Annotated in this window: 17 protein-coding genes; 1 reads left to right on the top strand and 16 read right to left on the bottom strand. The window is 60.7% G+C overall.

The window, feature by feature from the left end; translation table 11 throughout:
* Nucleotides 1–3: 3 nt before the first annotated feature.
* The 14 genes from BTN45_RS21895 to BTN45_RS21830 all read right to left on the bottom strand — a co-directional run bounded on the left by BTN45_RS21895 (nucleotide 4) and on the right by BTN45_RS21830 (nucleotide 17,055).
* Nucleotides 4–846 (bottom strand): serine hydrolase, encoded by an 843-nt coding sequence (locus BTN45_RS21895; protein ID WP_172965672.1) that lies wholly within the window; start codon nucleotides 844–846, stop codon nucleotides 4–6.
* A gap of 13 nt (nucleotides 847–859) precedes the next feature.
* A complete protein-coding gene (locus tag BTN45_RS21890; RefSeq protein WP_207591004.1) occupies nucleotides 860–2,494 on the bottom strand; it encodes an ABC transporter ATP-binding protein in 1,635 nt (544 codons plus the stop codon).
* Nucleotides 2,491–3,309, bottom strand: coding sequence for an ABC transporter permease (locus tag BTN45_RS21885; RefSeq protein WP_107340134.1), 819 nt, complete (start codon nucleotides 3,307–3,309; stop codon nucleotides 2,491–2,493). The genes BTN45_RS21890 and BTN45_RS21885 overlap by 4 nt, the downstream gene beginning before the upstream one ends.
* On the bottom strand, nucleotides 3,306–4,250 hold the full coding sequence (locus BTN45_RS21880) for an ABC transporter permease (RefSeq protein WP_004438407.1): 945 nt from the start codon (nucleotides 4,248–4,250) through the stop codon (nucleotides 3,306–3,308). The genes BTN45_RS21885 and BTN45_RS21880 overlap by 4 nt, the downstream gene beginning before the upstream one ends.
* A gap of 178 nt (nucleotides 4,251–4,428) precedes the next feature.
* Entirely contained in the window at nucleotides 4,429–5,334 is a 906-nt protein-coding gene (locus BTN45_RS21875; RefSeq protein WP_184287738.1) for a LysR family transcriptional regulator, read from the bottom strand.
* Between the two features lie 104 nt (nucleotides 5,335–5,438).
* Nucleotides 5,439–6,383 (bottom strand): isoaspartyl peptidase/L-asparaginase family protein, encoded by a 945-nt coding sequence (locus tag BTN45_RS21870; protein WP_184287741.1) that lies wholly within the window; start codon nucleotides 6,381–6,383, stop codon nucleotides 5,439–5,441.
* 44 nt (nucleotides 6,384–6,427) lie between these two features.
* Nucleotides 6,428–7,966 (bottom strand): hydantoinase/oxoprolinase family protein, encoded by a 1,539-nt coding sequence (locus BTN45_RS21865; RefSeq protein WP_207591003.1) that lies wholly within the window; start codon nucleotides 7,964–7,966, stop codon nucleotides 6,428–6,430.
* Entirely contained in the window at nucleotides 7,963–9,039 is a 1,077-nt protein-coding gene (locus BTN45_RS21860) for a DUF917 domain-containing protein (protein WP_207591001.1), read from the bottom strand. The genes BTN45_RS21865 and BTN45_RS21860 overlap by 4 nt, the downstream gene beginning before the upstream one ends.
* Before the next feature lie 116 nt (nucleotides 9,040–9,155).
* Nucleotides 9,156–10,751, bottom strand: a complete 1,596-nt coding sequence (locus BTN45_RS21855) for an ABC transporter substrate-binding protein (protein ID WP_207590999.1) — start codon at nucleotides 10,749–10,751, stop codon at nucleotides 9,156–9,158.
* A gap of 43 nt (nucleotides 10,752–10,794) precedes the next feature.
* Nucleotides 10,795–11,928 carry a DUF917 domain-containing protein gene (locus BTN45_RS21850; RefSeq protein ID WP_004438394.1) on the bottom strand — a complete coding sequence of 378 codons (1,134 nt, stop codon included), beginning with the start codon at nucleotides 11,926–11,928 and terminating at the stop codon, nucleotides 10,795–10,797.
* Nucleotides 11,921–13,477, bottom strand: a complete 1,557-nt coding sequence (locus BTN45_RS21845) for a hydantoinase/oxoprolinase family protein (RefSeq protein ID WP_034498553.1) — start codon at nucleotides 13,475–13,477, stop codon at nucleotides 11,921–11,923. The genes BTN45_RS21850 and BTN45_RS21845 overlap by 8 nt, the downstream gene beginning before the upstream one ends.
* Before the next feature lie 17 nt (nucleotides 13,478–13,494).
* Nucleotides 13,495–15,141, bottom strand: coding sequence for an ABC transporter ATP-binding protein (locus tag BTN45_RS21840; protein ID WP_207590996.1), 1,647 nt, complete (start codon nucleotides 15,139–15,141; stop codon nucleotides 13,495–13,497).
* A gap of 4 nt (nucleotides 15,142–15,145) precedes the next feature.
* Nucleotides 15,146–16,027 (bottom strand): ABC transporter permease, encoded by an 882-nt coding sequence (locus tag BTN45_RS21835; RefSeq protein WP_064262975.1) that lies wholly within the window; start codon nucleotides 16,025–16,027, stop codon nucleotides 15,146–15,148.
* Nucleotides 16,027–17,055, bottom strand: a complete 1,029-nt coding sequence (locus tag BTN45_RS21830; RefSeq protein ID WP_006698627.1) for an ABC transporter permease — start codon at nucleotides 17,053–17,055, stop codon at nucleotides 16,027–16,029. Before BTN45_RS21830 ends, BTN45_RS21835 begins: the two co-directional genes overlap by 1 nt.
* A 135-nt stretch (nucleotides 17,056–17,190) precedes the next feature.
* Here BTN45_RS21830 and BTN45_RS21825 point away from each other — a divergent pair, with 135 nt between their 5' ends.
* Nucleotides 17,191–19,542, top strand: coding sequence for a LuxR C-terminal-related transcriptional regulator (locus BTN45_RS21825; protein WP_207591719.1), 2,352 nt, complete (start codon nucleotides 17,191–17,193; stop codon nucleotides 19,540–19,542).
* Between the two features lie 3 nt (nucleotides 19,543–19,545).
* On the opposite strand, the gene BTN45_RS21820 is transcribed toward BTN45_RS21825, so the two are convergent.
* Entirely contained in the window at nucleotides 19,546–20,256 is a 711-nt protein-coding gene (locus BTN45_RS21820) for a ribonuclease activity regulator RraA (protein ID WP_207590994.1), read from the bottom strand.
* Between the two features lie 33 nt (nucleotides 20,257–20,289).
* Nucleotides 20,290–21,087, bottom strand: coding sequence for an NAD(P)-dependent oxidoreductase (locus BTN45_RS21815; RefSeq protein WP_207590992.1), 798 nt, complete (start codon nucleotides 21,085–21,087; stop codon nucleotides 20,290–20,292).
* Between the last annotated feature and the right edge of the window lie 9 nt (nucleotides 21,088–21,096).

Here is a 21,096-nt window from a genome sequence, read left to right as displayed (position 1 = left end):
TTGTTATTGATGAAAGCCATCCCAGCACGCCTGCGCCAGCCGGCCGATCGTTTCGAGCGCGATGGTATATCCCGGCGTGCCGTCAGGCATGGTTTGCGGCACCTCATCGGTATAGGCGGTGATGATGAAGGACGGCGCGCCGTTTCTGTAGACGATACCGGCATCCATACGCCCACGCTTGCCGCGCCCACTCTTGCTGGCCACCACAGCCTCGAAGGGCAGGCGGGAGCGAATTCCATAACGCAAAATCTGGTTCTTCAGCGTCTGCATGGCCCATTCGCACAATTGCGGGCTGCATCCGAGCTTCGCCTGCGCTTGCCGCGAGGACTGGGCATCGAGAATGGTCTGCAACAGCAACACCTGGTCCGCCGCCGACGTCGTGGTGACGGTTTTAAGCGGATGGTCCGCCGCCAGAGCCAATGGCGGAATGAGAAAACGATGATGGGTGTTGGACATGCCGAGCGATTTGCAATAGCCGTCCACCTCTTCCAGCGTCAGCCTCTCCAGCACCATCTTGGTGCAGACATTATCGCTCAGCACCATCATGCCGGCGACGGCATCGCGTAGCGAAATCACGATACCCGGCGTCATGTAGCGGAACATGCCGCTCGCCACCTCTTCCGCCAGCCGCTTTTCGTAGATGACGGGCTGGTCGAGATCGATCCGACCTTCGCTGGCGGCCTTGAGCACGGCCATCATGATCGAAGTCTTGCGGGTGCTGCCCGATGGCGTCTCCTCGTTTTCTCCCCGCCCGATTTCTTCACCGGTCAGGAGATTGCGCACCATGAAGCGCGTCACGAAAGGCTGTGCATCACAGATCGCATTCAGTCGGGCAGCCACTGTCATTGTCATCTTCCTGTTAAACTTCATCTTCCAGACGCCATTTCAGTGTCACGCCGCCCTTTTCATTCTGGTCGAGGGCGGGAATGGCCGAGAGCAGCCGGCGCGTATAGGCCTCTCTAGGACTGTCGAAAATCGTGTCGCGGTCACCCTCTTCGATGATGCGCCCGTCCTGCATGACGACGACACGGTCGGCCACCTGCTCCACCACACCGAGATCATGGCTGATGAACAGGCAGGAAAAACCGTAACGTTTCTGCAGATCGGAAAAGAGATCGAGCACCTGCGCCCGTACCGTGACGTCGAGTGCCGAGACCGGTTCGTCGGCAATCAGGAACCGCGGACGGCGGGCAATGGCGCGGGCAATCGCCACGCGCTGGCGCTGGCCGCCGGAAAGCTCGTGCGGATAACGGGCGGCGTAGTCAGCGCCGAGCCCCACTTCCTCCAGTGTTTCCAGCGCCCGCTTGCGCTTGGCGGCCTGATCGAGGTCAGGCATGAGGCGCAATGCCTCCTCCACCAGCGCCTGAATGGTCATGCGCGGATCAAGCGAGGAATAGGGATCCTGAAACACCATCTGGCAATTCAGGCGATAATCCTTCCAGTCCTCGTTGCGCTCGCGGCCCTGAAAGCGGATATGCCCTTCGCTTTCCTTGACGAGTCCGGCAATGGTGCGGCCAAGCGTCGTTTTGCCGGAACCGGAACCACCGACGAGCGCCACGACCTCACCCTCATGAATATCGATGCTGACGCCATGCAGCGCCCGCTTCGGTTTGGCTTTTTTCAGCAGCGATTTGCGACCGGCATAATCCACAACGATATCGCGGGCCGAAACCATTGGCGCCTTGGAGGTGTCCATACGGCGCGGCTCGCCGCGGAACGGCAGGGAGGAAAGCAGCTTTTTCGTATAGGGGTGCTGCGGCGCGTCCAGCAGGTCCTCGGTACGGCCCTGCTCGACAATCGCGCCTTTTTCCATGACCACGATGCGGCTGGTATAACGCGCCACCATCGGCAGATCATGGCTGATGAGCAAAACGGCGGTGCCTTCCGCACGTGTCAGCTCCACCATCAGTTCCATGACATCGCGCTGGATGACAGCGTCAAGTGCCGTCGTCGGCTCGTCGGCAATCAGCAAAGCGGGTTTCAACAGCATGACCGAGGCCAGCATGATGCGCTGGCGCATACCGCCGGAAAACTCATGCGGATAGGCCGTCAACGCGCCTTGGGGATCGCGGATGCCGACCCGGCTCAGCATGTCGAGAATTCTCGCGCGGCGCTCTTCTCCCGACAGTTTCGTGTGAAGGATCAGCCCCTCTTCCAGCTGCCGGCCTATCGTCATTGATGGATTGAGGGAGGTCATTGGCTCCTGAAACACCACACCGATCTCTGCGCCGCGCAGACTTCGAAGCGCCTTCACCGGCAGAGACATCACATCCTGCCCCTTGTAGACGATCGACCCGCCGGTGACAGCGATGGCCGGTGGCAGAAGCGAGATGAGCGCGCGGGTGGCGAGCGTCTTACCCGAACCGCTTTCACCGACGATGCCGAAGATTTCGCCCGCGGCTATATCGAAGGAAACATCCTTGACCACCCGATGGCCGGTTCTGGCGACTTCGAGCGAAAGGCCCCGGACGGTGAGAAGTGTATTATCAGTCATTTGAGACCTCTCATGCGCGGGTCAAGCCTGTCGCGGAGGGCATCGCCCAAAAGATTGATGCCGAGCAGCGTCAGCGCGATGCAGAGACCGGGGAAAAGACCCAGCCACACGGCCTGCTGGATGAAGGGTCGGCCGGCGGCCAGCATATTGCCCCAGGTGGGGGCCGGCGGCGGCACACCAAGGCCAAGGAAGGAGAGCGCGCTTTCCGACAGAATGGCCCAGCCAAACATGGAAGTGGCAAGAACCGTGATCGGCGCGATGCAATTGGGCAGGATGTGGCGGAACATGGTGTAGATTTCACCATTGCCCATCACCAGCGACGCCTCGATGAATTCACGCTCACGCAGAGAAAGCACGGCACCGCGCACCACGCGGGCCATGGATGGCGTATAAGCGATACCTAGAGCGAAGATGATGCCATACTGGTTTGCGCCGAACACCGCGAGCAGGCCCAGCGCCAGCAGAATGCCGGGAAAGGCGAGAAGCGCATTGTTGATGGCCATGATGATGCCATCCACCCAGCCCCGCGCATAACCGCTGACAAGGCCGATCAGCGTGCCGCAGATCGTCGCGAAGCTGACCGTCAGGAAGCCGATCCAGACGCTGGCACGTGCGCCGACCATCAGGCGGCTCAAAACATCGCGCCCGAATTCATCGGTGCCGAGAAGATGGCTGGCGCTTGGACTGGCCAGACGCGAGGCGAAACCGAGCTTCATTGGATCATAAGGTGTCCAGAACAGGCCGGTTGCGGCGGTAATGAGCAGGAGGGCGATGAGAAAGCCGCCGATAAGCCCGTTGAGTGTGAACTTTTTCATTCGGCAACCACGCGCGGATCGAAGAGGGGATAGAGGAGGTCGACGAACAGGTTGACCAGAACATAGGAGAGCGAGACGAACAGCAGACAGCCTTGAATGACCGGATAGTCGCGGGCAAAAATACTGTCGACCATCAACCGCCCGAGGCCCGGAATGGTGAACACCGTTTCGATGACGGCGATGCCGCCGAGAAGATTACCAAGGATGAGGCCGATCATTGTCCAGGTCGGGCCAAAGGCATTCTTGAAGGCGTGCCGCCAGAGAACGGCGCTTTCCGAAAGGCCCTTGGCGCGGGCGTGGGTGATGTAATCAAGCCGCAGAACCTCCAGCGTCGAGGCGCGCGCCATGCGGATCAGAACACCCATTTCGTGGATTACCAGCGTCATGACGGGCAGGACGAGATAAAGCATGCCGCCGACGAGATTGTCGCTGATCGACACATATCCGAGCACCGGCAGCCAGCCGAGTTTCAGGCCGAAAAACAGAAGAAGCAGAAGGCCAAGCCAGAACGTGGGAATGGACAGAAGCAGCGTCGCCGTTCCGACCAGCGCGAGATCAGTCAGGCTGTTCTGTTTCCAGGCGGCGATCACGCCTGCCGGAACCGCAATCAGGCTGGCGAGAAGCACCGCGACCACGACGATCTCGGCGCTGACGAGAAAGCGCGAGACGACCAACGGCAGCACCGGCTCGTCATTGACGATGGAGCGACCGAAATCGCCCTGCACCACATTGCCGGCCCAGATGACGAACTGTTGCGGCATGGACTTGTCGAGGCCGAGCTCGGTCCTCATGGCTTCGATCTGTTCCGGTTGCGCCATGTCGCCCAGCATCAGGGCGGCCGGATCGCCGGGAATGAAGCGGATGAGCGCAAACACCGTGATCGACACGAATGCGATCGTCGGCAGCGCCATCAAAAGACGGCTCAGTATGAATCTTATCATCGGTTCCCCACGATTGATGGCAGGTAATGACAGCCCGCCTCTATCGGTTTCATTGCTGGCGACTATGACGGATTGAGAAATATCACGCAATATTATGCATAAACGTCATACATCTATGCAGAATGACGGCGCGGTCATCCTGATGAGGACAAGGACATCTTCCGCCCAAAATCCCGCTTCAGACGATCTTTTGCGAGAGCTGAATTTCCCGCTTCAAGGCATCGCTCAGCGCCTGCGCAGCGATGGAGAGCGGCGCTCCGGAGGCGCGGGCAAGACCGAACTCCTGCGTCGCCTGCGGGACGAACGGCCTCGCGACAACGGGCAGGTGCCGATAGAGGTTGGCATAAAAACTGCTGATGATCGTTACCCCTAACCCGTGCGCCACATAGGCGCAGGCGGAACTATTGGTGTGAGTCTCGATCTTCACCATCGGTTTGACGCCAGCCTTTTTGAACACCTGATCGAGCGCCATGCGATTTGGCCGCTGGCGGCCAATCAGGATGAGCGGAATGTTACGCAGGTCCTTCACGGTAATTTCGTCAAGCGCTGCCAGCGGATGATCCTCCCGGACCACGCACACACTGTTGCCGGTCGCGACACGCTCGACATCGATGCCCGGCCCGATCTCACCTTCCATCCGCAGGAAACCGAGATCAATCACCCGCTCGCCGACAAGCTTGTTGATGGCGGTCGTCGTCTCGAAAAAAGTCTCGATGCGAACGCCGGGAAAATCCCGGACATAGTCGATCAGCATGGCGGGAGCGAAATTTTCCCACATACTGCTAGGCAGCCCGATGCGCACGATTTCCGGACCAGCCGCACCATTCCGCAAATCTTCCGCATGACCGGACATGCGGTCGACCGCAAGCAGCACGTTTTCCGCATCCCGCGCAAGCAGCACCGCCTCCGGTGTCGGAATGAGCCGCCCTTTGTCGCGGGCAAACAGCGTCAGAGACAGGTCGGCCTCAAGCTGCGCCAGCAGCCGGCTGATGCCGGATTGGCTAAGCCCCATTGCCTTGGCCGTGGCGATGGTCGAGCCGGTGGAAAGAAGCGTGCGAAGAACTTCGAGCTGCTTGATGTTCATGAGGCCAGCACCATGGATGAAGAGACAAGCCGGTTTCGGTTCTGACGTTTTGCCGCCGATAACGCTTCATGTCACCGGTTTTTTATCCCGCACGCGGCAACTGCCTACAGTTCCACCGAATACACGGTGTCATGGGTGGCCACGCAAGCATCACCCGTGGAGGTAACCCAACCGCGGAACATGCCGGGGGTATTGTAGGGCGCTGCAATCCCGCCTTCGGCATCGATAGCCACAAGACCCGCGCCAATATCGTAGGGCGCCAGATCCTTATGGACGAGATTGCCAGCAGCAGTCTCCAGATCCTGACCGAGATAGGCGACGCGGGATGCGATCTCGTGACCGACGACGTAGCGGATGAAAAATTCGCCCTTGCCGGTGCCGGAAACCGCGCAGGCCCCATCCCGTGCATAGGTGCCTGCCCCGATCACCGGGCTGTCACCCACCCGGCCATCGGGCTTGTTGGTGTAGCCACCTGTCGAGGTGGCCGCGGCAAGATGGCCCGCCCCATCGAGCGCCACCGCACCCACGGTTCCGTGTTTCTCGTTTTCCGTCGCTTCTGTGCCAGCGGCGGCATGGCGCTTCATCGCCGCCAGTGCTTCACGGCGCTTTTGAGTCGTGAAATAGGATTGCGGCTCGGTCGCGAGCCCCTTTTCCTCCGCAAAGCGGTCGGCCGCCTCCCCCGTCAGATAGACGGCACGGTCATCCGCCATCAGTGCGCGGGCTGCTTTCACCGGATTGCGAATGGCGCGGGACGCGCTGATCGCGCCCGCTGCCAATGTGGCACCATCCATGATCGAGGCATCGAGTTCGTGGATGCCGTTCTCGTTCAGTGCGGCACCATGCCCTGCGTTAAAATGCGGGCTGTCCTCCATGACAACGACCGCCGCCTCGACCGCCTCAAGCGCGGTTCCGCCAGCCTTCAATACGCCATAACCGGCACGCAGCGCCGCTGCCAGATCATCGCGCGCAGCGGTCCACTCCTCTGAAGTCATGCTGTCTTCCGGCATAACGCCGCAACCACCGTGAATGGCCAGTGCGATCTTCGTCATGTTCTCTCCCCTCGTCGCCCCGCCAACCGCAGGGCCTCTTACCATCAATGAAAGGCGATATCGCCGATGACCCGCACGCGAACCCGCCGCGCGCAGCCAGGCAGATAGGCAATCGGGATATCTTCCACCTCGAGCGTCTTCAGGCTCGCTCGCTCCGCTCCAGAAGCAATCGCCGCGTTCTGCGCCTCGGTCTCTGCTTTCGCAAGGGCCTCCTCGCGACTCAGGCCGGAAAAGACCTGGTCAACCTCGCCGGAAACCTGCGCCATCGCCGCGCCCAGCGCATTGGCAACGCCGGCATTTTCCACACGCAGCACTTCCGACGCACCCGGAACCGTCTCGGGAATCAAAAACGCCCCGCCGCCGACGGCAACCAGCGGCACATCTTCCGCCGAGGTCTTCATCTGGTCGAAACTGTCGGCCACCATGTCACGGATGCGTTGGAGTGTGGCCTGCACGAAAGCCGGATCGAGGCCTTTGACACGGTCGCGGTCACCCATCTCGATCAGGCCCGCCGCTACGGCGATGTCCGATGTCGTGAGCGTCTCGCCGCCGAAAACACGGGCCTGCGTCAGGATGCGATAACCGACCGAGCGCGGACCGATCTTGCCCGTCTCAGGATCAACGATGGTGCCGCCGCCGAGTGCAATCGGCAGAAGATCGGGCATGCGGAAGAGCGTGCGCACCCCGCCAATATGAACGATATTGTTCGCTTCCCGCGGAAAACCGCCGACAAGGCAGCCGATATCGGAAGTCGTGCCGCCGACATCCACCACCATGGCATCGGTTAGCCCGGTGAGGAAGGCAGCACCCCGCATTGAGTTCGTCGGGCCGGAAGCGAAGCTGTGCACCGGGTTGGCAGCGGCGACATCCGCGAGCGCCACCGTGCCGTCATTCTGCGTCAGATAGAATGGCGCCTTCACACCTGCTTCGCGCAACGCATCCGAAAATGCCTGAACGGTTGTCCTGCCAAGGGTTTGCAGTGCCGCGTTCAGCAGGGCGACGTTTTCCCGCTCCAGAAGCCCGATGCGGCCAAGCGTATGGGAAAGCGTGATGCGTGCATCGGGAATGACCGAACGGACGATTTCCGCCGCCCGCACTTCGCATTCCGTTGTCAGCGGCGAGAAGGTTGCCGAAATTGCGATGGAAGTGATGCCCGCATCGCGGATTTTCATCGCAGCCTCCCGAATTTCATCGGGAATCATCGGCACCAGCGGGCTGCCGTCATATTCATGGCCACCATGGACCATGAAAATCAACGGATCGACAGCATCGTACAAATCTTTTGGCCAGTCGCACATGGGCGGCAGCGAAGAACCGGTCGGCAGAGCGATGCGGATGGCTGCAACCCGTTCCAGCCGGGCGCGCTCCACCACTGCATTGGTGAAATGGGTGGTGCCGATCATCACCGCGTCGATCGGTCGATCCGTCGCGCCGACATGGCCGGACACATGGGCGAGCGCTGCTTTTACGCCCGACAGGACATCCTGCGTGGTCGGAACCTTGATGGAGGCGACGATGGTGTCTCCATCGATCAGAACGGCATCCGTATTGGTGCCGCCAACGTCAATACCGATGCGTTTCATGGGAATACCGATCTGAAGTCAATGTCATAACCGAAGGCGCGCGGGCCGACGGCGGCGATGCCGGCAGGCGTCGTCAAAAGCTCGGGTGCCGGCAGGGCGACAACCGTCACGCGCTGGCCGTAACGCACCGTTTCCGTACCGATGGCGCCGCCGGAAACCGTATCGAGAAGGCAAAGCAGGTCCGGCGTCATGGCGACTGGCTGGCCATCGCGGAAGGCAACGGCCCACTCATTCTGGAATGCGAGCTCCATGCGCGAGCCACGGTCGGCATCAATGCCTTCAATGGTGGTGCTGCCGCGCAGGAAACCACCCGTGGTCTCGCGGGCCACATCCACCACCTTGCCGCGAAACAGCTGCTTGCCGCCTTCGTGGTCGAGAACCGCCTGAACGGGATCGTCATGGCGCGCACGCGCCTCCATCACCGCGCGCCCGAGTTCGGTCGCCTTGGTGACGGTATAATGAATGCCCCACTCCTTCACTTCCTTGCCGGTGCGCGGCGCCTTGCAGGTGGCGGCGGTGGAGCCCACTTCGGTGCAGACCTTACGCGAGATACGCTCCATCCATTTCCATGAGGCTGCCCGCGTTACGATCACCTCATTGTCGCGCACATCGACCAGCGACAGCGGAAACATCGGCAGGTTGCCGATGGCGAAGGATGTCATCTGCGCTTCGGGATAGGCACGTCCCATGGCGTCGGCATTGACGACCGGCCGGTCGAGGACGGCGGCAGCGAGGAAAGACGAGAGCGCGTTGGAGCCGCCGATCTCCACACTCATGATCGCCCGGAACGGCTTGCCGAGATAATCCTCCATGACCTCGACAGCGCGGGCAAGATGCACGGGGTCTCCCAGCCGTTCCTGACCGACAAGCGGGGCACCCATCTTGGAGACGACGGCAACCATGTCGTCATCGGCAAGCGCCATGGGATCCATGACCTTGACCCGTCGCCCCTCGGCATAGAGACGCCGCAGATTGAGCGTCGAGATATAGGGATTGCCGCCGCCCCCCGTTCCCAGAATCCAGGCACCGGTGGCCAGAGGTTCGATATCGTCTTCGGAAAATTCCTGGATCATGCGTCATCCTCGGGCATGCCGCAGCCTTTCCGGCCGCAGGCGATGCTCCTTCCCTTTGAAGTTCCAAGTCTGCCAACCCCGCCATCTGGGCGGGGTCGGTTTTCATAAGGTAAAGATCACTCGGCCTTGCAGTCCCAATGGAAGTTGGAGAAGTTCAGGTCCCAGCTCTGCATGGGGATGAACTCGTAACCCTGAAGGCACTTGTTCGCCGCATAACGGCGGTTCGGCGCAACCGCCCAGACGTCAGGCTGAAGATCAACGATCTTCGTCTGCAGCTCCTTGTAGGTAGCGTTCTGCTCGTTCACATCAGTGGTGGCGCGAACCTTGTCGATCAGCCCGTCGATTTCCGCGTTCTGCAGCCATTCCATCGACATCCAGGTACCGGATGCCTTGGAATGATACTGGTTGTAGAACATCGAATCCGGCGACGGGTAGGTTGGCGAGATGTTCACCTGCGTCGATGCCGGCGTTGTTTCGGGTTTGGAAGAAAGCTCGACGATGCGATTCCACGGCTCGGGCTTGATATCGAGCGTGATGCCGATCTGCTCGAGGCTGGACTGCAACAGCAGCGCCACTTCCGCCTCGAAGGCGAGCGACGCGACATAGCTGTTGACGAGCGTGATCTTCTGGCCGGCATATTTCGACTTCGCCAGCTCTTCCTTGGCTTTTTCCAGATCGTAGACGCCGGGCTGGATATCGCCATTATGCGCGTCCTTGAACGCGTCAGAGAGCGGTCCCTTCATATCGAAGCCCGGATAGATCACTTCCTGGATCGTCTTGTAGTCGGTCGCATAGGCGATGGCGCGACGAACGTGGACGTCGTCGGTCGGATAGACCTTGGTGTTGAGCTTGATGACGAAGCCGCCGGCGGTGCGGGTCTGGATCAGCTTGTAACCCTTCATCCGGCCGATGGATTCATAGGTGTCGTTGCCGAGCCCGTGCGAGGAAAGGCCGAGCTCGCCCTTTTCCGCCAACGCCTTGACGGTGGCGTCGTCGCTGGTCTGCACGAAGCGCACTTCATCGATCGGCTTGCCCTTGGTCCAGCCGAGGAAATAATCGGCATTGCGGGCGATGACCATGTCGGCGGAGCGGTTGTAGCTGATCAACTTGTAGGGGCCGGAACCGGCGGAATGTTCGCCGACATAAGCCTCACCCCATTTGTCTTCGGGCTTGGCATTGGCTTCGATCAGCGTCTTGTTCATTGCCATCATCAGCGGCGTCGCCGCCATGAAGGGCGAGAACTGGCGTTCGATCTTCATGACCAGCGTGGCATCGTCAGGCGCGGTAACGTTTTCGGGCTTCAGCACGCCGACGATGAGGTTCGACGGGCCCTTGTTGATGCCGAGCAGGCGCTGGATCGACCAGGCAAGATCGGCCGCCTTCACTGCCGTACCGTCCTGGAACTTCGCATCGTCGCGCAGGTGGAAGGTGTAGGTCAGGCCGTCCGCGGAAATCTCCCAGGATTTCGCCAGATGCGGCACGATTTCGCCCTTGGCGTTCACCGTGGTAAGTCCGTCATACATGTTCACGATGGCCATGTAGCCGGTGTAGTCAGTCACTTTCGCCGGGTCGAGCGAGCTGAATATCTGCATGGTGTTGACCGCGACCGACACCTTGTCTTCCGCAAGGGCCGCAGAAGAAAGGACCGGCAACGCGAGCGCCGTGCCGAGCGCCAGTGCGGCGAGACGGGAAGAAACTACAGGCATTTTCATTATCGTTCTCCTCTTTATTGCGGGTCATCGGGCCCGCTTATGGTTAGGCAGCCTTGCTGACCGGAACGGGCAGCGGTGAGAAAGGAATGTCCGGGTAACCGAAGGCCGCCGGCCCGACGACCTCAAGCGCGCGGGCGCTGCGCAGCAGGTCGTGACAGGGAATGGCGATGACGGCCACGCGCTGGCCATAGCGCAGCACTTCGGTGGTGATCGGATAACCGGTGTCGACATCGAGCAGGACGATCAGATCGGGAACCGTCACTTCCACCTTGCCGTCACGGGAAAACAGCAGGAATTCGTTCTGGATGGCGACGCCCGCCGTCTGGCCGGCGCAATCATCAAAGCCGGAGAGCGTAAGATCGCCGACGGCGAAACCGCCGCGAAGATGGCGCTTCAGATCGGTGATCTTGCCGTTGAAGATGCGCCGCCCGCCTTCGAGCGCGCAGACTGCAGCAATAGGGTCTTCCTGCTGCTTGCGGGCGCGGATCACTGCCTCACCGATGGCAATGGCCTTGGTGTAGGTTTTCGGAATGCCATACTGGTGCACGTAGTGCGCCTGCATCGGCGCGGTCGCCAGCATGGCGCCACCGCCCTGCGAGACGACGCAGGCGCGTGCCATACGCTCGTGCCAGACCTCGGAAACGGCATGGCTGAAGATGACGGCATTACCGTGCAGATCGCACATCACCGAGGGCGTGGAACTATGGCCATAGATGGAGAAGGTGGTCATCTGCATTTCCGGGAAAGCCCGGCCCATGCCATCGCAATCGAGGATCGGCAGGCCGCCCAGCGCCGCCGTCACCAGCGGGTTCATGGAATTGGAACCGCCGATTTCCTCGCAGACGATGGCGTCAACCGGCGTGCGGATCAGCTCTTCCATCGCCCGCAGGCAACGCAGGCCTTCGCGACCTTCTCGAATGCGCTCGACGCCGACGACAGGCGCGCCGATACCGCCGATGGACATGCAGAGCGCGTCCGGCTCGATGGCGTCGGTTGCGAGAATCTTCATCTCGTAGCCGGCCTTCATGGCCTCCAGCGCCAGAAGCTTGCCGAGATAGGGATTGCCGCCGCCGCCCGTGCCGAGAATGCCGGCGCCGATTTCCAATGCGTCCAGGTCCTCACGGGTCAGCGTCCGCAATGCCGCCTCGTCATATTTCAGCTTGCGTGTCTCAGCCATGATTGGCTCCCATTTCTCCAACAACTTTCACATGAATGCGGGTGGCGTTGCCGGGCAGGTAAGCCAGCGGCATATCCTCGCGCTCGATCACTTCGAGCGTCGCGGCAATCGCGCCGGCGGCAACCGCCTTTTCGCGGGCCTCCGCTTCTGCCTCCGCCAGTGCGCTCTCGCGCGTGCGTCCATCGACGAGTGAGAAGACCCGGTCGGTCTCACCGCTGATCTGCGCAATGGCCGCGCCAACGGCATTGGCCACCGCGAAATTCTCAGGCCGGATAACCTCAAGATCACCGATGCGATCCGGCATCAGGATGGAACCGCCGCCAACGGCGATAACCGGCACTGGTGACGATGAGATGCGGCTGCGCTCCACGCAGGCTTCAAGCATGTCGTTGATCTTGTTGACGGCCGCATCCACGAGCTTTTTGTCAAGGCTGGAAACCAGCTTTTTCTCGCCAACATCGGCCTTGCCGGAGGCAACCGCGATATCGGTCGCCGTCAGGGTCGAGCCACCGAAGCAGAGCGCCTCGCGGCGGACGCGGTAACCAACGGATTTCGGCCCGACAGTCAGGCCATGGTCGCCATTGACCACGAGGGAACCGCCGCCGAGACCGATGGAGAAAACGTCAGGCATGCGGAAATTGGTGCGCACGCCGCCAATATCCACCGTGGTCGAGGCCTGACGCGGGAAGCCGTGTGAAAGCGAGCCGACGTCCGACGTGGTGCCGCCGACATCCACGACCACGGCATCCTTGAGACCGGTGAGGAAGGCCGCACCACGCATGGAGTTCGTCGGACCGGAGGCGAAGGTGAGCACGGGGAAACCGCGCACCACATCAGCCGCCATCAGCGTACCGTCGTTCTGTGTGATATAGAACGGGCAGGTGATGCCCGCAGCCTTCAGCGCTTCGCCGAAAGCCGCAACCGTGCGGTCGGCAAGCGACAGCAGGCTGGCATTCATGATTGCCGCACTTTCGCGTGCAAGCAGGCCATGGCGGCCGATATCCTTGGACATCACCACCGGTAGACCCGGGCAGCGTTCCTGCAGGATTTCTTTCGCCCGAAGTTCCATCGCATCGTTGATGCCGCTGAAAACGCAGGTCACGGCGGCGGCCTTCAGGCCCTTGGCGCGAATATCGGCGGCGATGCGGACGATTTCGTCCTCATCGAGCGGCGAAATTTCGCGACCGTCGAATTCGTAACCGCCGCGCACCTGATAACCGTGGTTGCCGACGATTTCTTTCAGATCATCCGGCCAGTCGACCATGGGCGGCAGGCCGGCACCGGACGGCAGGCCGAGCCGGATGGCTGCAACCTCGTCCATATGCCGGCGCTCGATCACCGCATTGGTGAAATGCGTGGTGCCGATCATCACGGCACCGATGCGAGCCCTGTCTATGCCCGATGCCTCGATGACCTTTTCAAGGGCTTCGATGACGCCTGACGTCACATCCTCTGTCGTGGAGGCCTTCACCCCCGCCAGAACGGTCTTATCCTGCAACACAACGGCATCGGTATTTGTGCCGCCGACGTCAATTCCAACGCGATACACGTCAGGCTCCTCTTTCATCAATCGGTCGTTTTGACGAGGAAGCGCATGCGCTCTTCCTCGGTCACCGTGGGTTTGAGACGTTCTTCCTCGTCAGTGACGACGGGGATGGCCGCGATCAGGGCGCGGGTATAGGGATGGGCCGGTTCGGCAAAGACCGCCGACGTCACGCCCTCTTCGACAATCTCGCCCCGCAGCATGATGGCGATGCGCGAACAGAAATTGCGCATCAGCGACAGGTCGTGCGAGATCATCAGATAGGTCAGGCCAAGCTCCTCACGCAGCTGCAGCAGAAGGTCGATAACCGTCTTCTGCACGGACACATCGAGTGCGGCCGTTGGCTCATCGAGGATGAGAATTTTCGGCTCGGCCGCCAACGCCCGGGCAATCGCCACACGCTGCTTCTGGCCGCCGGACAGCTCATGCGGATATTTGCCGAGATAGGATTGCGGCAGCCGCACCAGCCCCATCAGTTCCTGCATGCGGTTTTCCCGCGCCTGCCGATCCATGCCGATGGATTTAAGCGGCAAGGCAAGCGTCTGTTTCACCGTGCGCTTCGGATTAAGCGAGGTGCCCGGGTTTTGATAGACGATCTGCGTCAATCGCTTGCCGCGCGCAGGCGCGGGAGCGTCAATGACAAGATTGCCGGAGGTCGGGCGCGAAAGGCCCATGATCATACGGGCGACGGAAGTTTTGCCGGAGCCGGATTCACCGGCCAGGCCGAATACCTCACCTTCCTTCAGCGTCAGATTCACATCCCGCACGGCGTGATAACCGTTGCGCCGACCATAAATCTTGTTCAGCCCTTCGATGGTGACGATGGGCGAACGCGTGCTCTGCGCCAGATCGGTGACGCGCGGGCCATAAAGCGGAGGCACGGCATCGAGAAGCGAGCGCGTATAATCCTTGGCAGGGCTATGGAGGATTTGCGTGCAGGGTCCGGTCTCGACGATATCGCCGTGATGCATGACCACGACCCGATCCGCCACCTTGCGTACGACGCCGAGATTGTGGGTGATCATCAAGAGCGCCATGTTTTCTTCGGCGACCAGCTGGTTGATGAGATTGAGGATTTCATCCTGCGTCGTCACATCAAGCGCCGTGCCCGGCTCGTCCGCGATCAGGAGCTTCGGCTGATGCAGCAGGGCAAGCCCGATCAACACGCGCTGGCGCATGCCGCCCGAAAGTTCGGACGGATAGGCGTTCATCACCCGCTCGGTGTCGGCAAGCTGCACCCGGCGCAGAACGGCAGCAATGCGGTTGCGACGCTCGGCCTTGGACGAGTTGATTCCATCGCGCTTGTCGGCGAAGCGCATGACATCATCGAGATGTGTGCCGATCTTGAAGACCGGATTGAAGGAGGAGAGCGGGTCCTGCATGATCAGTGAAAACGCGGTCCCCTTCAGGGCCTCACGCTCCCTGCGTGGCATGGACAGCACATCCCGGCCATCGATGACGACGGCACCTGATGTGATTGCGGCGTTTTTTGGCAAAGTGCCGATGATAGCCTTGGCCGTGACGGATTTGCCCGACCCGGTTTCGCCGATCAACGCCACGCGTTCGCCGGCGGCAACCGTGAAGGCGACATCGCGCAGCACCTGCCGGGTGCGGCCGTAATTGGTGAAAGTGACGTTGAGATTTTCGACCTTGAGAAGCGGTTCAGTCATGGTTTTAGCTTTCCACGTCGAACATGTCGCGCAGGCCGTCGCCCAGCAGATTGAAACCCAGCGTCACGTAAAGCACGGCCGCGCCGGGGCAGAGCACTTCCCACCAGAAATCCGGCATGAACTGGCGCCCGTCGGCGACCATCGATCCAAGGTCAGGCGTGGGCGGCTTGACGCCGAAACCCAGGAAGCTCAGCGTCGCGCCGAACAGAATGACGAAGGCGGCATCGAGCGTCGTCTTGACCGAAATGACCGAAACGCAGTTGGGCAGTATTTCGCGGAAGAGGATGTGTAACGGGCCTGCACCGGCAAGACGTGCCGCTTCGATATAGTCTTCCGAGGCGATAGATTTCGACACCGAATAGATCAGCCGCGCATGCCAGGTCCACCACAGCAGCGTGATCGCGATCATGGCATTCGTCAGCGTCGGTTCCAGGAGGTTGGAAACCGCAAGCGCCATGACGAGCGGCGGCATGGCCAGCATCACATTCGTCAGGCCGCTGATGAGTTTTTCCGTCCAGCCGCCGAAATAACCGGCGATCAGGCCGAGCACAGTTCCGACCGGAACCGAAATACCGAGCACGCCGATGACGAGAAGCAGCGAGACACGCAGCCCGAAGATGGTGCGGGAAAAGATATCGCGCCCGGCCTTGTCGGTGCCGAACCAGTGTTCCAGATCCGGCGGCATATGGCGGGCGCGGAAATCGACAACCGCGCCGATATGTTTCGGATAGGGCGTTAGCCATGGTGCGAAGACCGCCAGTATAAGCACCGACAGAAGGATCAGCGAGCCGACGACCGCCGCCGGATTGCGGCTGAAGCGATACCACATCATGTAACCGGCGCTTAAGCCTCGATCAGTGGGTTCGAGCATTTTCATATCGGCCATCAGCGAGCCTCCTTGCGGCGCAGGCGCGGGTCGATGATCGAGATCAGAACATCCACGATCAGGTTCGCAACGATGAAGAACAGACCGGCCACCAGCACCACGGCGGTCACGGCGTTGAGGTCTTTCTGCAGGATGGCGTTGAGCCCGTAGGAAGCAAAACCACCCCAGGCGAAGACCATCTCGATCACGAAGGCATTGCCGATCAGCGACGCGAATTCGAGACCCATGATCGTCAGCGGCGCGATGGAAGAGAGCTTCAGCAGGTAACGAAAGATGATGACCCGCTCCGGCACGCCGAAGCTTTGCAGGGTCAGCACATGGTCCTTGCGCTGGTTCTCGATCATAGAGGAGCGCGTGATGCGGGTGATCTGGCCGATGCCGGCCATGGAAAGCGCAAAAGCCGGAAGCGCGAGATGCTTCAACGCATCGAGCACGACGTCGAAACGTCCGGCCAGCATGCCGTCGACAAGGATGAAACCGGTGGGGCCACCCTGCCAGCCAAGCGAATGATCGAGCCTGCCGATGATCGGCCAGCCGGAGAGAAAGCGCGCTGCCAGCAATTGCAGCGTGATGGCGAAGAGAAAGCTTGGGATCGTGACCCCGGTAAGCGACAGGATGCGACCGATATGATCCAGCGGCCGGTCGCGATAATGGGCCGTGATAACGCCGAGCGGGATCGCGACGAGGAACATGAAGATGACCGAGACCAGCACCAGCTCGACGGTCGCAGGAACAGTCTGCGCCAGATCGGTTGTAACGGGGCGCTGCGAAACCAGCGAGAAGCCCAGATCACCATGCAATGCATTGCCGATATAATCGAGATATTGAACGGCGAGCGGCTTGTCGAGGCCCATCTGCCCGCGCAACGCATCCACCTGCTCCTGCGTTGCAGCCGGCCCCAGCGCCATGCGGGCGGGATCTCCCGGCACCACGCGGGCCAGCACGAAAATCATGATGGACAGGGCGATCATGACCAGCACGAAGGTGCCGAGCCTGTTCAAAATCGCGACCAGCGGATGTTGCTGCATCGGTGGAACGTTCCTTGTGCATCGGTTGCCTGAGCACAAGTTTTCACCACATGGCCATTCGAACAATCGCTGAAAGGTATAGTTTTTTAAAGAATGAGTATAGGTTTTTTGAAACTGATATCCTATCCCTTTCCCATGATGCTTCTGCCCCGGACCCACCTCTGCAATCGCATTGCCAGCGAAACCGCGGGCGTGGTGTTTCTGCGCGCACCGGCGGGTGCGGGAAAAAGCGTATTGCTGGAGACGCTGGCAAAGGAGCTCGGAGCTCAGATATGCCGCACGCACCAGCCGCAAAGCGATGACGCGGTCAATGGCAACCTGCTGTGGGACATTCCAGTTTTTGCAAGGGCGGTACGCATGCCGGCCCCCATTCTGGAATCGGTGCGTTTCGTCGTCATCGCCTGCCGGCCAGACCAGAGGATCAGCGGCATGGCGCGTCACATCCTGCATCACGGCTCGCTCACCATTGGACCGGAAGAACTCGCCTTACGGCCAGATGAGGCGGACGACCTTCCGCCCGGGCAACGACGGCTGGCGCTCGAGGATTACGCGGGATGGCCAGCCTTTCTTTCGCTGGCGCGCCTGCCGGATGACACGTTATGCGCCGACTATCTGCGCGAAAGCTATCTGCCCCATCTCACGCCCGCCCAGACCGTCGAGCTTTCCTTCTGGCTCGAAAACCCTTCCGCCGCCCCAGATGCTGACTGGGCCATGCTTCTTCCGCCCTTTCTGACGGGAAAACCCGACAATCACCGCACACTGATACGGCTCCTAACGATCGCGGCAAGAGAACGCCTCGCCACCCTGCAGGCCGGCAGCGCCGTGGTGGAGGTCGCCTCGGCCTTCGAAAAGGCAGGGCATTCGCTCGCAGCCATGGCGATGCTGCTCGATCGCGGTTACGAGACCCATGCCGCGCAAATCCTCGAACGCGCCCATGGGCGGGAACTCATCTACCGAAGCAGCGTCGACAGGTTTCGCGAAATCATCATGCGGTTTTCGCAGGATATGATCACCTCCAATGAAACCGTCCTTTTCGCGGTTACCCGCGCCTTGCTGAAACAGGGCGAATTGCAGCGCGTGCGCCATCTGCTCGGAAAAAGCCTCGGCTCGGATTACCTTGACCCGCTGAAGGTGCTAGCCCGCGGCTCGCGGTTTTCCTTCGCCGCCCGCACCTTCCGGCTGAACCTGATGATCGCCGAGGACCTGACGCCCAATGACGCAGTGATAACGCGGCTTGGCGAGTTCATGGCGGATTACCCCATGGACGATCACGGGAAATGGGCGGCCTATTACAATGCGCTGCTTGAGTTCGAAATCCGCCGTCGCAATTTCCGCGAGGCAGAGGCGGCCGCCGCCCGCGCGCTTATCTATCTGCGCAAGATGGGCGGACAGCCTCTGCTCGAATTCTTCATCCATCTGCACCAGATCGTGCTGCGGCTGATGAGCGGCGATGTGCTTCTGGCGCGCCGGGCGGCGCAGGAAGCGCGCGTACGTCTGGAACAGGTGCCGCATGATGCCGTGCAGGAGTTCCGGATGCTGCGACTGGCGGAAGCCTGCCTTGCCTATGAGGCTGGAAAACCGCGCGACCTGCTGCATTTCGTCGAACATGACTTCGATCATTTCGCCGCCGCCGAAATCTGGCCGAGTCTGATGCAGTTTGCACTGCATTACGCCTCGCAGGTGCTGATCGACCATTTTCCGATGACCGTTCGCCCGGGTTTTCTGGACGGACTCTGGATTCATCTGTCGGAGGGGTTGCAGTTTCATGCGATGATGGAGATCAGAACGGCCATCGCCTATCAGAACGCCAACCGTTGGGCAGATGCCGCAGCGACGCTTTCAGCAGTTCGCATGCCCATGGGCCGTAACTGGGTGGAGAGCGCCCACGAAGACCTCTCCCGCCTGACACGTCGTGATGAAATCGCCTATGTCATGGCCTGGCTGCGCGATGCGGTGCATCTGTTCACACCCCGCGCCTATCTCTCCCGGCAAATCGATGCGATGATCGCCAATCCAAAGGTCACCAATCGCGAGAAGGTCGCATTGAGAATCTGGCAGAGCTATGCCGCGCACCAGCGCCGTGACAACGCCGCCGCCCGCGCGCATATACTCACCGCGCTTGAATCGGCGACCCGCCTTGGCTGCAACGGTGTGCTGTCGGAAGAGCGCGTCTTCCTTTCGCCGCTTCTCAACAATCGCCGCATCCGCAGTTTCATCGAAACCTCATCCGATGTCCGCACCGCGCTGTCTATTTTCGCCGCCTCGGTGAACTCACCGCAGGCTCGGGCGCTGCATGGCGGCCTTTCTCAACGGGAAGCACAGATGCTGCAACTATTGGCCAGCGGCATGTCGAACAAGAAGATTGCTCAGACGCTCAACATCTCGGAAGTGACGGTGAAGTTTCACCTTGGCAACCTGTTCCGCAAGCTGGATTGCAAACGCCGCGCGGAGGCGATCCGCGCGGCGAAAGCACTGGGCTGGTTATGAGGCTCAGCGGTTATTCTTCTTGCGCCATTCGGCAAAGGCCGTCTGGTGCTCTTCCTTGGTGCAGGGGTAAAGGCCGATGATCGTCTGGCCGGCCTTGACCTGCTCTACCACGAAATCCTCATAGGCTGTCATTTCAACCGCTTCCGTCGCCACTTCATCGGCAATGCCGGCGGGGATGACGATGACGCAATCGGCGTCACCCACGATGATGTCGCCGGGAAACACCGGTGCATCGCCGCAGCCGATGGGGCCGTTGATCTCGATGGCCTCGTGTTTGGTCAGATTGGTGGGGCTCGAAGGGCGGGTGTGGTAGGCCGGAATGTCCAGTTCGGCAATGGTGGCCGCATCCCGGAAACCGCCATCGGAAACGATGCCCGCACCACCGCGAACCATCAGACGCGTCACCAGAATATCGCCGGCCGAGGCGGCAGAGGCGTCCTTGCGGCTGTCCATGACAAGCACGTGGCCCGGCGGGCAGGTTTCGATGGCAACACGCTGCGGATGGGCGGGATTGCGGAATTCTACGAGCTGGTTGCGATCCTCTCGGGCCGGCATGTAGCGCAGGGTGAAGGCCGGGCCCACCATATTCTTGCCCTTGTAACCCAGCGGGCGCACGCCCTGAATGACCTGGTTTCGCAGGCCGCGCTTGTAAAGCGCTGTCGCCAGCGTGGCCACGGAAATCGTCAGCAGTTTTTCGCTTGTTTCATTATTCATATCATTCTCCTCGCAATGGCGGATGGATGTGTTTCAAGTCCTATGAATGGGCTCATCGATAAAAATGCCGCCCTGATATTTTGCGATCGCGGCCTCAGAATCGGGACGCGGGACATCGCGCTCGATTTCAGCCCGGTAGCGCGCGGCATTGTCGCGCCGCTGCCAGCCGAGAAAATCGACATGGGAATTATCCCACCAGCTGTCGTCATTGGCCGAAACGCCCCAGATAACCGGGCATCCGAGTTTCGGCACGCGGAAGGTCGCCTCTATTAGAGAGACGAAGTCACCGTAGCTGAGCCAGGTCGACAACATGCGCCAGTTCGTGGGTTTCTCGTCACAGGAGCCGATACGCACGATAGCCGTCTCCTGTCCGAATTTGGAATGGTAGAGGCTTGCCATGGCCTCGCCGAAAATCTTCGAAACCCCATAGAGGCCATCAGGCAGAAAAGGCGTCTCAGGGCTAAGTTGCTTGCCCTGCGGATAATAACCGATCGTGTGGTTGCTGGAGGCGAAAAGGATGCGGGGATTGCCGTGTGCTCTGGCCGCCTCGTAAAGATTGTAAACACCTCGCAGATTGGCAGCCTCGATCGGGTCAAAAGCCCTCTCGACGGAAATGCCGCCGAGATGGACGATACCGTCGCAATCCTTGACCAGATCGTAAACTGCCTGCTCGTCCTCCAGCGCGCAGCGGACGAACTCTTCATGAGGCGCTGGCGAACCGAGATCGACCACATCAGAAAGACGGAGGGTTTCGGCAACATGGCCAAGCCGCCCGCGCAACATGCTGCCCAGCTTGCCGCCGGCACCGGTGATGAGCAATCGCTTCAACATGATGGGGCC

Origin of the sequence: Rhizobium sp. ZX09 (assembly GCF_017357485.1) — a bacterium.
Taxonomy (GTDB): Bacteria; Pseudomonadota; Alphaproteobacteria; order Rhizobiales; family Rhizobiaceae; genus Agrobacterium; species Agrobacterium pusense.
The sequence above is the reverse complement of the archived record's forward strand: the minus strand, read 5'-3'. Positions and strand labels throughout refer to the sequence as shown.